This is a genomic window from Scandinavium sp. M-37 (assembly GCF_043558715.1).
In the GTDB taxonomy this organism is placed as follows: Bacteria; Pseudomonadota; Gammaproteobacteria; order Enterobacterales; family Enterobacteriaceae; genus Scandinavium; species Scandinavium vulneris_A.
This window is the reverse complement of the sequence record NZ_JBIGIN010000008.1, coordinates 37892-50277: the sequence shown is the minus strand read 5'-3', so window position 1 is coordinate 50277 and position 12386 is coordinate 37892. Positions and strand designations below refer to the sequence as shown.

19 protein-coding genes are annotated in these 12386 nt (G+C 54.5%); 14 read left to right on the top strand and 5 right to left on the bottom strand.

Translation table 11 applies throughout. The features are described 5' to 3' along the window. Positions 1 to 60: 60 nt before the first annotated feature. Together iraP and ACG0Z5_RS08305 are read right to left on the bottom strand one after the other, a co-directional pair. Positions 61 to 396, bottom strand: a complete 336-nt coding sequence (gene iraP / locus ACG0Z5_RS08310; RefSeq protein ID WP_394446481.1) for an anti-adapter protein IraP — start codon at positions 394 to 396, stop codon at positions 61 to 63. Positions 397 to 492: 96 nt separating this feature from the next. Further along, entirely contained in the window at positions 493 to 1017 is a 525-nt protein-coding gene (locus tag ACG0Z5_RS08305) for a lipocalin family protein (protein WP_394446480.1), read from the bottom strand. Positions 1018 to 1135: 118 nt separating this feature from the next. On the opposite strand from ACG0Z5_RS08305, the gene ACG0Z5_RS08300 reads away from it, so the two are divergent. The 10 genes from ACG0Z5_RS08300 (at position 1136) to ACG0Z5_RS08255 (ending at position 8846) form a co-directional block, all read left to right on the top strand. Continuing rightward, positions 1136 to 1864 carry a MerR family transcriptional regulator gene (locus ACG0Z5_RS08300; RefSeq protein ID WP_394446479.1) on the top strand — a complete coding sequence of 243 codons (729 nt, stop codon included), beginning with the start codon at positions 1136 to 1138 and terminating at the stop codon, positions 1862 to 1864. A 129-nt stretch (positions 1865 to 1993) separates the two neighbouring features. After that, entirely contained in the window at positions 1994 to 2428 is a 435-nt protein-coding gene (locus ACG0Z5_RS08295; RefSeq protein ID WP_394446478.1) for a nuclear transport factor 2 family protein, read from the top strand. Then, positions 2425 to 3144 carry an SDR family NAD(P)-dependent oxidoreductase gene (locus ACG0Z5_RS08290; protein ID WP_394446477.1) on the top strand — a complete coding sequence of 240 codons (720 nt, stop codon included), beginning with the start codon at positions 2425 to 2427 and terminating at the stop codon, positions 3142 to 3144. The genes ACG0Z5_RS08295 and ACG0Z5_RS08290 overlap by 4 nt, the downstream gene beginning before the upstream one ends. After that, positions 3141 to 4397 carry an NAD(P)/FAD-dependent oxidoreductase gene (locus ACG0Z5_RS08285; protein ID WP_394446476.1) on the top strand — a complete coding sequence of 419 codons (1257 nt, stop codon included), beginning with the start codon at positions 3141 to 3143 and terminating at the stop codon, positions 4395 to 4397. Before ACG0Z5_RS08290 ends, ACG0Z5_RS08285 begins: the two co-directional genes overlap by 4 nt. A gap of 1 nt (position 4398) precedes the next feature. After that, positions 4399 to 5121 (top strand): DUF1365 domain-containing protein, encoded by a 723-nt coding sequence (locus tag ACG0Z5_RS08280; RefSeq protein ID WP_394446475.1) that lies wholly within the window; start codon positions 4399 to 4401, stop codon positions 5119 to 5121. Beyond that, positions 5118 to 6338 (top strand): class I SAM-dependent methyltransferase, encoded by a 1221-nt coding sequence (locus ACG0Z5_RS08275; protein ID WP_394446474.1) that lies wholly within the window; start codon positions 5118 to 5120, stop codon positions 6336 to 6338. The genes ACG0Z5_RS08280 and ACG0Z5_RS08275 overlap by 4 nt, the downstream gene beginning before the upstream one ends. Continuing rightward, positions 6335 to 6820: a DUF2878 domain-containing protein gene (locus ACG0Z5_RS08270; protein ID WP_394446473.1), complete on the top strand. Its 486-nt coding sequence runs from the start codon at positions 6335 to 6337 to the stop codon at positions 6818 to 6820. Before ACG0Z5_RS08275 ends, ACG0Z5_RS08270 begins: the two co-directional genes overlap by 4 nt. Then, positions 6817 to 7344, top strand: coding sequence for a hypothetical protein (locus ACG0Z5_RS08265; RefSeq protein WP_394446472.1), 528 nt, complete (start codon positions 6817 to 6819; stop codon positions 7342 to 7344). Before ACG0Z5_RS08270 ends, ACG0Z5_RS08265 begins: the two co-directional genes overlap by 4 nt. Continuing rightward, the gene (locus tag ACG0Z5_RS08260) at positions 7341 to 7871 is read left to right on the top strand and encodes a DUF3833 domain-containing protein (protein ID WP_394446471.1); all 531 of its coding nucleotides are present in this window, start codon (positions 7341 to 7343) and stop codon (positions 7869 to 7871) included. The genes ACG0Z5_RS08265 and ACG0Z5_RS08260 overlap by 4 nt, the downstream gene beginning before the upstream one ends. 15 nt (positions 7872 to 7886) lie before the next feature. After that, positions 7887 to 8846 (top strand): YbgA family protein, encoded by a 960-nt coding sequence (locus ACG0Z5_RS08255; protein WP_394446470.1) that lies wholly within the window; start codon positions 7887 to 7889, stop codon positions 8844 to 8846. 11 nt (positions 8847 to 8857) lie between these two features. Here the strand turns inward: ACG0Z5_RS08255 and ACG0Z5_RS08250 are convergent, their stop codons facing one another. Then, on the bottom strand, positions 8858 to 9100 hold the full coding sequence (locus ACG0Z5_RS08250; RefSeq protein ID WP_319630020.1) for a DinI family protein: 243 nt from the start codon (positions 9098 to 9100) through the stop codon (positions 8858 to 8860). Between the two features lie 198 nt (positions 9101 to 9298). Between ACG0Z5_RS08250 and ACG0Z5_RS08245 the strand changes: the two genes are divergently transcribed. Further along, the gene (locus ACG0Z5_RS08245) at positions 9299 to 9730 is read left to right on the top strand and encodes a glycine zipper 2TM domain-containing protein (protein ID WP_394446469.1); all 432 of its coding nucleotides are present in this window, start codon (positions 9299 to 9301) and stop codon (positions 9728 to 9730) included. A gap of 103 nt (positions 9731 to 9833) precedes the next feature. Here the strand turns inward: ACG0Z5_RS08245 and ACG0Z5_RS08240 are convergent, their stop codons facing one another. After that, positions 9834 to 10148: a YnfU family zinc-binding protein gene (locus ACG0Z5_RS08240; protein WP_394446468.1), complete on the bottom strand. Its 315-nt coding sequence runs from the start codon at positions 10146 to 10148 to the stop codon at positions 9834 to 9836. 187 nt (positions 10149 to 10335) lie between these two features. Here ACG0Z5_RS08240 and ACG0Z5_RS08235 point away from each other — a divergent pair, with 187 nt between their 5' ends. The 3 genes from ACG0Z5_RS08235 (at position 10336) to ACG0Z5_RS08225 (ending at position 11325) form a co-directional block, all read left to right on the top strand. Beyond that, complete coding sequence (locus ACG0Z5_RS08235) at positions 10336 to 10548, top strand: cold shock domain-containing protein (RefSeq protein ID WP_319630023.1); 213 nt, start codon at positions 10336 to 10338, stop codon at positions 10546 to 10548. Between the two features lie 10 nt (positions 10549 to 10558). After that, positions 10559 to 10747 (top strand): cold-shock protein, encoded by a 189-nt coding sequence (locus tag ACG0Z5_RS08230; RefSeq protein WP_319630571.1) that lies wholly within the window; start codon positions 10559 to 10561, stop codon positions 10745 to 10747. 317 nt (positions 10748 to 11064) lie between these two features. Beyond that, the gene (locus ACG0Z5_RS08225; RefSeq protein WP_394446467.1) at positions 11065 to 11325 is read left to right on the top strand and encodes a DUF2534 family protein; all 261 of its coding nucleotides are present in this window, start codon (positions 11065 to 11067) and stop codon (positions 11323 to 11325) included. Between the two features lie 12 nt (positions 11326 to 11337). On the opposite strand, the gene ACG0Z5_RS08220 is transcribed toward ACG0Z5_RS08225, so the two are convergent. Further along, positions 11338 to 12345, bottom strand: a complete 1008-nt coding sequence (locus tag ACG0Z5_RS08220; RefSeq protein WP_394446466.1) for a sensor domain-containing diguanylate cyclase — start codon at positions 12343 to 12345, stop codon at positions 11338 to 11340. Between the last annotated feature and the right edge of the window lie 41 nt (positions 12346 to 12386).

Here is a 12386-nt window from a genome sequence, read left to right as displayed (position 1 = left end):
TCTTCAAGTTCCCATGTAAAGTCAACATAGACGTAGGATCTATGTTGACTTTTAGGTGCTTCAGTCTGTAGTCGTTTCGCCAGGCATTGACTTCAACGCCTCAAAATCAATTTCAGAATCGGATGTTTCAAGTAACTGAGTCAACATGAGCAGTTCATTGAATTCATTCAATAATAATTCGGCATCGCTTTTCAAAGGGGTATCAGCGGCATCCAGTGCGGCATTAATGGCTTTCCTCACGTTTTCCAGCATTTCGTTCATACCGCCATTTTTACCCACGGTCAGTAATAATGCTCCTATCAGAAGAGACTGTGCCTCTACTTTGGCCGCAAGCTGCTTGGCTTCAGCATCCATTTTGGAAATTTTGGCAATCACACCGAGTATCAAGTTTTTCATAATGGCCCCCTGTTTTTTTTGCGAGATTACCCCCTTAATAAATTAAGGGCGAGGTTTATTTTATGAACACAAAAATCGCCTAACCTGACCGTCAGGTTATTGCTTCACCCACACAAGCTTATCGACCTGGAAGCCCAGGCGGCGTGCGGTGTCCAGGTAATCCTGTTTTACTGCATCCGGCAGAGTCGGTGTCCGGGACAGGAGCCACAGATAATCGCGATTAGGGCCACTCACCAGCGCGTACTGATAATTATCGTCGAGCTTGAAAACGTTATAACCCCCGTAGAAGGGGCCAAAGAACGAGACCTTCAGTGCGGCGGTGGTCGGCGCGCCGGTAAACAAAGCTTTGCCTTCGCTCTCCTTCCACGCTTTTTTCTCCGGGTCGTAACCGCGATTGAGCACGCTAATGCTGCCATCGCTGCGCTTACCGTAGGTGGCGGTCACCTGTTCAAGCCCACGCTCGAAGCGGTTTTCCAGACGTGCAACTTCGTACCATTTGCCAAGATAGCGGCTGGCGTCAAAGTCGGTTATTGGCTGAACGCCTTTAGGAGGGGTAGGGGATTTACAGGCAACCAGGGTTAGTGCAATAGCGACACCGGTCACAACAGGCCATAGCTTCATGAGAACTCCTTTCATCTGGGCAGTTGGAAATAAAGTGTAGTGCAAACATTCCGCTCTTCATTCAGACCGCCATTATTCGTAGTATATTGAGAGTATTCTTTGTTATCAGGTGTCTGACATGTCTTACTCCATCGGTGAATTTGCCCGGCTTTGCGGGATTAACGCGACCACGCTCCGTGCCTGGCAGCGACGTTACGGTCTGCTGAAACCGCTGCGCACCGATGGCGGCCATCGCCTGTACAGCGATGACGATGTCCAACAGGCGCTCAAAATCCTCGACTGGGTGAGGAAAGGGGTTCCCGTCAGCCAGGTGAAACCGCTGCTGGCACGTCCAGAGGCGGGTCGAACGAACAACTGGCTCACCTTGCAGGAGAGCATGCTGCAACGGCTGAAAGAAGGAAAAATAGAATCCCTGCGCCAGCTGATTTACGACTCAGGCCGTGAATATCCGCGCCCGGAACTGGTCACCGAAGTGCTACGTCCGCTGCGCAGCCAGGTTTCGGCCACCATTCCGGCGATGATGACCCTGCGCGAAATCCTCGACGGGATCATCATCTCCTACACCTCGTTTTGCCTTGAAGGTGACAAAAAAGCGCCTGGCGATAATTACCTGATTACCGGCTGGCATCTGACAGACCCCTGTGAGATCTGGCTCGAAGCGCTCAAACGCACCGGCCAGGGGCATCGCATCGATGTGCTGCCGATCCCGCCCGCCAGCCTGGCGCCGGAAATCTTCCCGCAACGCAAATGGCTGCTGGTCAGTACCGGCAAACTGACGGCTGCGCGCCAAAGGCAGATTGACCTTTGGCAGCCGCAGGTCGCTTCCCTCGAGATTATCTCCCTCTAGAGTCGTTGCCATCTCACTGAAAATATTGAGCTATTAAAAATAGCACATTCAAAACTTGGACAAATTATCGTTATTGTATAAGTTTAATTATACGATTACATCACGTTGTTCAGGTTTAGGGTGAGAGTCATGAGTGCAATGCCATCCGTTATCAATCGATTTATTGATTATTACGCCGAGCTGGATAACCAACCGCCCTCGGCGCTGGCGGAGCTTTACGACGCTCAGGCCGCGCTTATCGATCCGTTTGGCGAGCATCGCGGATTGTTTGCCATCCAGCGATACTTCACCCATCTGTTGGCCAACGTTGAGCACTGCCGCTTTGTGATTGATGCGCCGGTTTGCGACGGTCATCGTTTTGCCCTGACCTGGACGATGAACTGGTCGCATCCACGTATTGCCGGCGGTGAAACGCTGACCCTGCCAGGATGCTCAATGGTGGAAGTCGGTAACGACCGGGTCGTCCTCCAGCGCGATTACTACGATGCGGGCGAGATGATTTACGAACACCTGCCGCTGTTGGGGTGGGCGGTTCGCAGTGTCAAAAGGAGAGTGCGCTCATGATGACTGTCCTCATCACCGGCGCAAGCTCCGGCATTGGGGCCGGGCTCGCCAAATCCTGGGCTGATGACGGCTACCACGTCATCGCCTGTGGGCGAGACCCGGCCCGGCTTGAAGCCCTGCATCAATACAGTCCCAATATCTCGATTCGCCTGTTCGATATGACAGACAGGGACGCCTGTCGCCAGGCGCTGGCAGACTGTTCACCTGGCCTGGTTATCCTCTGTGCCGGCACCTGCGAATATCTTGATAACGGCGTGGTCGATGCCGCGCTGGTGGAGCGGGTGATGACCACTAATTTCCTCGGACCGGTAAACTGCCTGGCGGTGCTTGGGCCGCAGCTGGTCTCGGGTAATCGCGTGGTGCTGGTCAGTTCAATGGCGCATTGGCTGCACTTTCCGCGAGCGGAAGCGTATGGCGCCTCCAAAGCCGCCCTGACCTGGTTTGCCGAAACTCTACGTCTGGACTGGGAACCGAAAGGGATTGCCGTCACGGTGGTGTCGCCGGGCTTTGTCGATACCCCGCTGACCCGTAAAAATGATTTTGCGATGCCGGGTCAGGTGAGCGTTGAGCAGGCCGTGACCGCTATCCGGCGTGGTCTGGCGAAAGGAAAGAACCACATCGCCTTCCCGACAGGATTCAGCCTTATCCTGCGTCTGATGGCAGGCCTTCCGGCGTTTTTACAACGCGCGTTACTGCGCAGGATGGTGCGCTCATGAAAATCGCCATTATCGGCAGCGGCATCGCCGGGCTGACCTGCGCCTGGCGGCTGGCAGGGCATCATCAGGTGACGTTGTTCGAAGCCGAACCCACCGCAGGTGGACATACCGCTACCGTAGATGTCACCACCCCTCTGGGCACCTATGCCATAGATACCGGGTTTATCGTTTACAACGACCGCACCTATCCGCGTTTTATGGGATTGCTGAGCGAACTGGGCATTAGCGGGCAAAAAACGCAGATGAGCTTCTCCGTGCATAATCCGCAAAGTGGCCTGGAGTACAACGGTCATACCCTGACGTCGCTGTTCGCGCAGCGTCGCAATCTGGTGAATCCGTCATTCTGGGGGCTACTGAAAGAGGTCGTGCGCTTCAACCGCCTGGCAAAACAGGCCCTGAACGACGTCGATGCCAACGACACGCTGCAAACCTTCCTCGAGCAGCACCGCTTTAGCCCCTTTTTCGCACGCCATTATATTCTGCCGATGGGGGCCGCTATCTGGTCATCGTCGCTCCAGGAGATGCGCCGTTTTCCGCTGCCGCTGTTTTTGCGCTTCTTTGAGCATCACGGACTGCTGGATATCACCCAACGTCCGCAGTGGTACGTCGTGCCCGGTGGTTCGCGGGAATATATCCGCGCGATGCTGGCGAAGCTGGGCGATCGTCTGAGCCTGCATCTCAACGCCCCGGTGCAGCAGGTGATTCGCTTCGACGGCGGGGTAAAAATAGAACTTGAAAACGCAAGCCATACCTTCGACCAGGTTATATTTGCCTGCCACTCCGCGCAGGCATTAGCCATGCTGGCCGACCCTACGCAGGCCGAAACGGAAGTGCTCGGGGATATTGGCTGGCAGCGTAACGAGGTGGTCTTACACAGCGACCCACGCTGGCTGCCGGTGCGCCAGCGCGCCTGGGCCAGCTGGAACTATCGTCTGAGCGACCAGGATCAGGCCAGCGCCTGCGTCACCTACAACATGAATATTTTGCAAGGGCTACCCGAGGGGAGCCCGTTGTTCTGCGTCACGTTGAACCCGGATACCCCGGTCGACGCGCGCTACGTCTGGAAGCGCTTCGTGTATCAACATCCGCTCTTTAACCCCAAAAGCTGGCGCGCGCAGGCCCGTCGGCAAGAAATAAACGGCCATCAGCGGAGCTGGTTTTGCGGCGCCTACTGGTACAACGGTTTTCATGAGGATGGGGTGCGCAGCGCACTGGATGTGGTGCACGGGATTGCCGCCGGAGAGGGCAAATAAGATGAACAGCTGCCTGTATCAGGGCGTGTTACGCCATCGCCGCCTCCAGCCGACACCCCATCAGTTTCGCTACAACCTGTTTATGGCCTGGCTCGACCTGGATGAGCTGGAGGTGCTGTCGTCCGTGGGCATTCGCCGCAACCGCCTCGCCGCTGCTGCCTTCCACGATGCGGATTATCCGCTGGGCACGCCGCTGAAAGCAAACGTCCTCGACCGGCTGCAATCGCTGACCGGCGAGCGTCCGCTGGGGCAGGTGATGCTCTTGACCCAGCTGCGGTATTTCGGCTTTCACTTTAACCCGGTCAACTTTTATTACTGCTATGACCGGACCAATACCCTGCGCTGGGTGCTGGCCGAGGTACGCAACACCCCGTGGAACGAACGCCATTACTATGCCATCGATGGCCAGGCCCCGAGGCCGATGGAAAAAGCGTTTCACGTTTCGCCTTTTAACCCGATGGACATGGTGTATCACTGGCGATTCAACGCCCCTGGCAAAACGCTGCATATGCATATCGAAAACCATCAGGCGGCGAAAGTGTTTGATGCCACGCTGTTGCTGAACCGCGAGCCCCTGACGCGAAAAAATCTGTCGTCGCTGTTGCGCCGTCTGCCACTGATGACGTTGAAAACCCTGTTTGCTATCTACTGGCAGGCGCTGCGGCTGTGGCTCAAACGCGTGCCGATCCATAACCACCCCGTTAGCAGGAGTGAACGCTCATGACCGATCCCGTCTTTGCGCTTGAGCGCGATATCCCGCGCAACGTCCGTGTCGCACGCTGGCTGCTGTTTCGCCTGCTGAGTGGGATTCGGCACGGCTCGCTCACCGTTTATGAAGGAACCCAGGCAACGCATTTTGGCGATGCGTCCGCAAGCCTGCGTGCCGACGTGCAGATCCTGACGCCGGGCGTTTACTGGCGAGTGCTAACCGGCGGGAGTCTTGCTGCGGCAGACGCCTGGATAGACGGGGAGTGGGATACCCATCAACTTACAGCGCTGTTGCAGATCCTGGCGTTGAATGGCCGGGTGCTGGGGCGACTGGAAAGCGGCTTCCGCCTACTGGGCAAACCCGTCGAGCGGCTGCGGCACTGGACCCGGCGTAACTCTCGTGACCAGGCGCGGCAAAACATCGCTGCGCATTATGACCTCGGGAACGCGTTTTACTCGCACTTCCTTGATGAAGACCTGCTGTACTCCAGCGCGCTGTTTACCGCCGACGAACAGGCGCTAAACCAGGCGCAGCAGGCAAAAATGGCACGTTTGTGCGAGCAGTTGGCGCTGACGGCGGACGATCATTTGCTGGAGATCGGCACCGGATGGGGCGCGATGGCGGAATATGCCGCCCGGCACTATGGCTGTCGCGTCACCACCACTACGCTGTCGCAGGAGCAGTACACCTGGGCCACAGCCCGGATTGCCCGCGCGGGGTTACAGGATAAGGTGCAGGTGCTGCTGTGCGACTATCGCGATCTGACTGGAGAATTCGACAAACTGGTGTCGGTCGAGATGATAGAAGCGGTGGGGCAACGCTACCTGCCAACGTTCTTCCGCACCTGCCAGGCCCGGCTACGTCCGGGGGGCAGAATGGCGATTCAGGCGATTACCATTCAGGACCAGCGTTATCGGGACTACAGCAAAAGCGTCGATTTTATCCAGCGCTATATCTTCCCCGGTGGTTTTTTACCGAGTATCACCGCGATGAGCGAGCTGATGACCCGCCATACCGATTTTGTGGTACGTAATCTGTTTGATATGGGGCCCGATTATGCCCGCACCCTGGCACACTGGCGGCAACGTTTTGTTCAGGCCTGGCAAGAGATTGAACAACTGGGCTTTGATGACCGCTTCCGTCGCATGTGGCTCTACTACTTTGGCTATTGTGAAGCCGGGTTTAATGCCCGGACCATAAGCGTGGTGCAGCTTACGGCGGAGCGCGTATGAAACAGTATGTGCAGGTTTTTTTGATGGCGGTGGCGTTTGATTTTTATTGGGCGCTGGTGGTGCTGTTTCGCGAGCGTGGGCTGTTTCTGTGGCTCGGTCTTGCGATCCTGGCGTACCTCATGCTGTCGCCTGCACACCGAGTTTATGCCCTGCTGTTGGCAGTCGCGGGCTGTGCGCTGGATGCCTTCTGGGCACTGACAAAGCTTATCGATTTTACCGGCGGGCCCTTGTTGCCGTTGTGGATGGTGGCGCTGTGGCTGATGTTTGCCACCGTCTGGACCGCGCTTAGCAGCACCTCAACCCTTCCCGGGTGGATCCTCGCGCTGCTGGCAACCTGCGGTGGGCCGGTGGCATATGTGTTGGGTGAACGTCTGGGTGCGATCGCTTTTCTACAACCGACTTTTATTGTCGTCAGTTGGATGGTGCCGGGCTGGCTGGTACTGATGCTATTTTTCCACATTTTGATGGGGAAACGACCATGAGAAGCGCGTTACTGATGCTGCTGTGGCTGGCAGTCATCCCTCAGTACAGTCATGCTGCCGACTGGTTAAGTTGGCGCAAAGTGGGCGATGCGACGCTGACGTGGGGGCCATTTACCGTCTATACATCCCAGCTGCGTACGCCCGACGGGCGATACGACGGCCCGGCGCAGAACCAGGCGCTGATCATTACTTACCAGCGTGATATCGACCGGGAGGAACTGGTCGATGCCACCCGCGAGCAGTGGCAGGCGCTGGGCATTCTTAAGCAGGAACCGCAGAGTGACGCCTGGCTGAGTATGCTGCAATCCCTCTGGCCCGACGTGACGCCGGGGGCGCAGTTGGCCTTTGTCCTTACCGGCCAGCAAGGTCAGTTTTGGTATCGCGCGTCGGCGGCGCAAAAAGCCTTCACTCCCTTGGGGGCGCGCCAGTCGGAAGCCTTCAGCCAACGCTTCCTGGCGATTTGGCTCGATCCCCGCACCCAATATCCTGAACTGCGTCAGCAGCTGATCGGAGGTGGCAAATGAAACGTATTCTGATACTGGCCCTGGGGCTGATGATGCTTCTGGCAGGCTGCAGTACGGACGTCAATGAATACCAGGCTCAACAGCCGCCGCTGGACATCTTCCGTTATTTCCAGGGCAACACCGAGGCGTGGGGCATGGTGCAGGACCGCAGCGGAAAACAGCTGCGTCGTTTCCACGTCGAGATTACCGGCGATGTTAAAGGCGACACCCTGACGCTCAATGAACATTTTGTCTATGACGATGGCGAGAAACAGCAACGGGTGTGGCACATCCGCCGCGTCGGGGCCGACAGCTACGAAGGCACCGCAGGCGACATCGATGGTGTCGCCACCGGGCGGGCGGCGGGTAATGCCTTTAACTGGCGATACAGCATGAATGTGACAGCGAAAGGCAGCACCTGGCTGTTGCACTTCGATGACTGGATGTATCTGCAAGACGGCACCCATCTTTTTAATAAAACCGAGATGAAGAAATTCGGAGTGACCGTTGCAACCGTCACGTTGTTCTTCACCCGCAAAGCGCAGTAGAGAGAGGATAACGCCATGAACACTCAACCCGTCATTGGGATCAGCGGATGTTTAACCGGCTCGGCCGTGCGATTTGACGGCGGCCATAAACGAATGGGCTTTGTGATGGATAGTCTGGCGCAATGGGTGACCTTTAAGCCCATTTGTCCGGAGATGGCGATGGGCCTGCCTGTTCCCCGTCCGGCGCTGCGGCTGGTGCAAACGACGGCCGGGGATATCCGTATGCGCTTTAGCCATGCCCCGCACGACGATGTGACGGAGAAAATGACGGAATTCACCGCCGATTATCTGCCACGATTGGGCGACCTGTCGGGCTTTATCGTCTGCGCCAAATCCCCGAGCTGCGGAATGGAACGCGTGCGCTTGTACGATGAAAAAGGCAATCGCGGCCGCAAAGAAGGAGTGGGGGTCTTTACCCGGGCCTTACTGGAGACATATCCGTGGCTCCCGGTGGAAGAAGATGGTCGCTTGCACGATCCCGTGCTGCGGGAAAACTTTGTCGAGCGGGTGTTTGCCCTGCATGAACTCAATACCCTGCGCGCCAACGGCCTCAACCGCCATGCGCTACTGGATTTTCATAGCCGCTACAAGCTTCAATTGCTGGCGCATCATCAGCCGGGCTACCGTGAGATTGGCCCCTTCGTCGCTTCGCTACACGAATGGCAAGACCTGGACGCATTCTTCGTGGTCTATCGCGAGAAACTGATGACTATCCTGAAGAAGCCCGCCTCCCGCAAAAACCACACCAACGTGCTGATGCACATTCAGGGCTATTTCCGTGAGCAGCTGAATACGCGTCAGCGCGGCGAACTACGCGATGTAATCCTCGGCTACCGTGAAGGGCAACTGCCGATCCTGGCCCCGCTGACGTTGCTAAAACATTATCTGGCTGAATATCCGGACCGTTATCTGCAAACGCAGAATTACTTTGCCCCGTATCCGGAAAACTTATGTCTGAGGCTGATGGTGAACTGAATAAAGCGATGTTATTCGTCGACCATCCACATGTCGGCTTCCTCGAACATTTCCTGCACGGCACGACTGATCTGCTCTTTTTCGTGCTTAGTGGCGTCGGTGTTGATCGCGGGCAGGGTCATCATCGGCTTAACCCGCACTTCTGCTTCCGGGAAAATGTGATGAACACGGCGGGTGAGTTCATTGAGGATTTTCTCTCTTGCTGCGGGTAAACCTTCCACATTGCGTTTGTCATAGATGAGTTCGACGAACATGACTGCTTCCTTTGTACGGATTAGGCGTGCAGTTTTATACTGTATGAATACTCAGTGTCAAGCGGGGCCTGCACATGTTCAGCGCAGGCATGTTCTGATAAGGCGTTTGCCAACGTCCGGTAGCATTAATGTCTTAGAGGAAATAAACAGGGGATGGCAGAATCTTGAGTACTTTCCTAATGACTATAAGATAATCTCATGAAAAAAAGTGCATTCATCGCAATCAGTTTTCTGTTTCTTGCCAGCCAGTCCAGTTTTGCAGGCACCAAGACCTTAGTTGAGTATGGCGTGGTTCAGAGGAGCCAGGTAATGACCGAGGCCAACGGGCAATATCATCCTCTGCGCACCGTGGCGGCAGGGGCGTTAGGCGGCGTGATTGGCCACCAGTTCGGTAACGGGAAAGGCAAAACGGCGATGACCGTTGCGGGCGCTGCCGTTGGGGCTGGGGCTTCTCGCTATCATCAGAGTACTCAGCAGGCACCGCAGAAAGTTGATTTACTGATCAAAACGGATTCCGGCGCAACCATTGATGTGGTGCAGAATTACAACGGTAGTATCGTCTTTAACCCAGGTGATAAGGTTCGGATCCTGACCAAAGGCTCGGATACCACCGTCGATAAATCGCTGTAATGATAGCGGGCAGGACACAACAAAAACGGGAACCGTAAGGGTTCCCGTTTTTGTTTCGCTCGCGGATGCATTGAACTCGAGGTTCAGGCCGCTGGCGTTGATGTTACCTGGCAGAAAGCTGCGATGCGGAAAAGAGCGTCCCGCAATAGGGGCAAAGCAAAGGGCTATTTTTTTTGATTCTGGATGGACTGTGCATGGATTGTTTTGCACATTTAGGGCAAGAACACTCTGCGGGTTGGGAAGGGCGAAGTTGACGATTTTTACGTTCAGCCATGTGTATTCCTTTTATGTTGGCGCAAAACAATACCTCAATAGCCCCGGAAAAGCCCTCATTCATTTTTTTATTTTTAACATTGCGGATTTTTCCGTGCGCTGACAAATCTTTCTGAGATACCCCTTGCGTTGAAAAGTTAATCATGCGTTAATGGCTCATCGGTTTGAACATACACGTTATCTGAAACAGTTCTCTTAAGTCGTTCTCATCATTTTCTCTCCTTGATGTCTCTTCTTCAGTTTTCTAAGCTTCCAGCATCGTTTCTTAGCATTAACAGTTTATTCAGACCAAAATGGCCTGCGGGCGAAATAAAAATAAAAGGTAAAATGATATGTCTAATCAAATGACTGGTTTAGTAAAGTGGTTTAACGCTGAAAAAGGTTTCGGCTTTATCACCCCTAAAGACGGTAGCAAAGATGTCTTCGTACATTTCTCTGCTATCCAGAGCAATGATTTCCGTACTCTGTATGAAAATCAAGAAGTTGAATTCTCCGTTGAAGCAGGTCCTAAAGGTCCTTCCGCTGTCAACGTGGTACCACGCTGAGGGCTTGATTATTACTGATTCAATCCACTTCCGTTGCCCATGTTGCCACGGTTCACAATATCGGACTTCATCGTTCGATGTGACTGAGAAAAATCCGTTTGGCGCAAAATGTATATTTTGCAAATCGGCAATGACGACGTTCGATAATGTATTTACCTGGCATCGACCTGCCTCTGTTTCTGCTGAAATCAGAAAGTAATAGCACCGTCGTTAACAGTAAAATCTATTTTTGGAAAGGCGACGTCAGGTTGCCGCAGACAGAGAACGTGCTGCAGAAGATATTCTCAAAGCAGCGAAAAAGTATCTGTAAATCTGCTTCTCCAAATAACCGCCCCTCTGGGCGGTTTTTTTATGCCTGTTATTCGTCGCGAAATCCGCAAAGAGCGCCACAAAAAGGCAGTCAGGCTGAATTTTTGTGCAAGAAAAGAACAGATACAAAATCGCCATAAAAACAGATATCCGTCAGGTTATTTTAATGTTAAAAATGCGCCGGAAATCCCATCAGAGAAGTCTGTAATGCAGCTGGAACGATTTAAAACGAAAAACGGTAAACGCTTTATTCTGGCGGTGATGGTCATCTTTGCGATTGCCTTGACGCTGGTCGGGCAGGCGACGTTTGGTGGGGTAGTGCAGGAGTACGATTTACCGTATGACGCGTGGTCAACGTCGATGTTTATCATGCAGGGCGCGATGGTATTGGTTTACAGCACCGTCTTCACGTTGCTGTGTTCAATCCCACTAGGATTTATATTGCTGGAGCCAGAACGCGATAAGTAAAGCGTTGGGTCGTCAGGTCGCAACCCCGGCGCGCTGACGGGCTTTCTTATCGATATACATCGCGGCGTCTGCGGCCTGAATAGCGCTTTCAGCGTCCATCTCCTGTGGGCAGACGTCGATGGCGCCAATGCTGGCACCCGGATAGTGAATACTGTGGTTGCAAAGCTGATAGTGGCCGCCAATTTGACGGCGCAGCAGCTCAATAAAAGGCAGTTTCTGCCCGCTGGAGCTAATTTCACAGGCGACCAGGAACTCATCTCCGCCGAGACGACCGACGATATCGGCATCGCTCATCACTGACGTCAGCCGATGGCCGACCTGAATCAAGAAATCATCTCCCGCCTGATGCCCATGAATATCGTTAATCTCTTTAAAATCGTCGAGATCGATAAACGCCACCAGCACCCGGGTTTGATTGCGGCGTACGCGTTCAAACAGCGCATCCAGAAGTTCATACACTGCCCGGCGATTGGCGAGGCCCGTCAGCGCATCGGTATAGGAATGCGCGACCAGGGCCGCATTAGCTTCGCGCAGCTGCATCACTAAAGACTCTTTCTCGATATAACGCGCAATCAGGCTCGCGAACAGATGCAATACGTGTTCGCTGTTGAGGCTATAGCTGTGCGTATCGCGGCTGGCAGCGCAAAGCGTGCCATACAGTGAACCATCGGCAAGGTGAACCGGGGTGGTGAAGAAGGTATTGATGCCGAGAGACTGAGCGGCCTGGCACTCCTGCCAGCGGGTGGCCACGTCATTGCTGAAATAGTGTTGCTCTTCGACGGCGCGTTTGCACAGCGTGTCATCCCACGGCACGGAAAACCCTTCGGGGATCTGCATTTGGCTGCTGTTACGGGCATAAACAATATGCTGCAGGCGGGTGGCATTGTCGATTTTAGTCAGATACGTCGATTCCATATGCGTGACCAGTTCCAGCATTTCGAGCAGCTGGCGCACCAAACTTTCGAGCGTTTGTTCGGTGGCGAGGGTTTGTGAGACGCGGGCAAGAATAATATCTGACATGACCTGGAAGCTCCCGTGCAATAACGGCTACGGCTGCACGC

Coding starts and splice junctions, on each gene's coding strand:
- ACG0Z5_RS08255 (WP_394446470.1), top strand. CDS start 7,887: ATGAACACTCAACCCGTCATTGGGATCAGCGGATGTTTAACCGGCTCG.
- ACG0Z5_RS08275 (WP_394446474.1), top strand. CDS start 5,118: ATGACCGATCCCGTCTTTGCGCTTGAGCGCGATATCCCGCGCAACGTC.
- ACG0Z5_RS08280 (WP_394446475.1), top strand. CDS start 4,399: ATGAACAGCTGCCTGTATCAGGGCGTGTTACGCCATCGCCGCCTCCAG.
- ACG0Z5_RS08220 (WP_394446466.1), bottom strand. CDS start 12,345: ATGTCAGATATTATTCTTGCCCGCGTCTCACAAACCCTCGCCACCGAA.
- ACG0Z5_RS08305 (WP_394446480.1), bottom strand. CDS start 1,017: ATGAAGCTATGGCCTGTTGTGACCGGTGTCGCTATTGCACTAACCCTG.
- ACG0Z5_RS08235 (WP_319630023.1), top strand. CDS start 10,336: ATGTCTAATCAAATGACTGGTTTAGTAAAGTGGTTTAACGCTGAAAAA.
- ACG0Z5_RS08265 (WP_394446472.1), top strand. CDS start 6,817: ATGAGAAGCGCGTTACTGATGCTGCTGTGGCTGGCAGTCATCCCTCAG.
- ACG0Z5_RS08260 (WP_394446471.1), top strand. CDS start 7,341: ATGAAACGTATTCTGATACTGGCCCTGGGGCTGATGATGCTTCTGGCA.
- ACG0Z5_RS08300 (WP_394446479.1), top strand. CDS start 1,136: ATGTCTTACTCCATCGGTGAATTTGCCCGGCTTTGCGGGATTAACGCG.
- ACG0Z5_RS08240 (WP_394446468.1), bottom strand. CDS start 10,148: ATGATTAACTTTTCAACGCAAGGGGTATCTCAGAAAGATTTGTCAGCG.
- ACG0Z5_RS08245 (WP_394446469.1), top strand. CDS start 9,299: ATGAAAAAAAGTGCATTCATCGCAATCAGTTTTCTGTTTCTTGCCAGC.
- ACG0Z5_RS08285 (WP_394446476.1), top strand. CDS start 3,141: ATGAAAATCGCCATTATCGGCAGCGGCATCGCCGGGCTGACCTGCGCC.
- ACG0Z5_RS08250 (WP_319630020.1), bottom strand. CDS start 9,100: ATGTTCGTCGAACTCATCTATGACAAACGCAATGTGGAAGGTTTACCC.
- ACG0Z5_RS08295 (WP_394446478.1), top strand. CDS start 1,994: ATGAGTGCAATGCCATCCGTTATCAATCGATTTATTGATTATTACGCC.
- ACG0Z5_RS08270 (WP_394446473.1), top strand. CDS start 6,335: ATGAAACAGTATGTGCAGGTTTTTTTGATGGCGGTGGCGTTTGATTTT.
- ACG0Z5_RS08225 (WP_394446467.1), top strand. CDS start 11,065: ATGCAGCTGGAACGATTTAAAACGAAAAACGGTAAACGCTTTATTCTG.
- iraP (WP_394446481.1), bottom strand. CDS start 396: ATGAAAAACTTGATACTCGGTGTGATTGCCAAAATTTCCAAAATGGAT.
- ACG0Z5_RS08290 (WP_394446477.1), top strand. CDS start 2,425: ATGATGACTGTCCTCATCACCGGCGCAAGCTCCGGCATTGGGGCCGGG.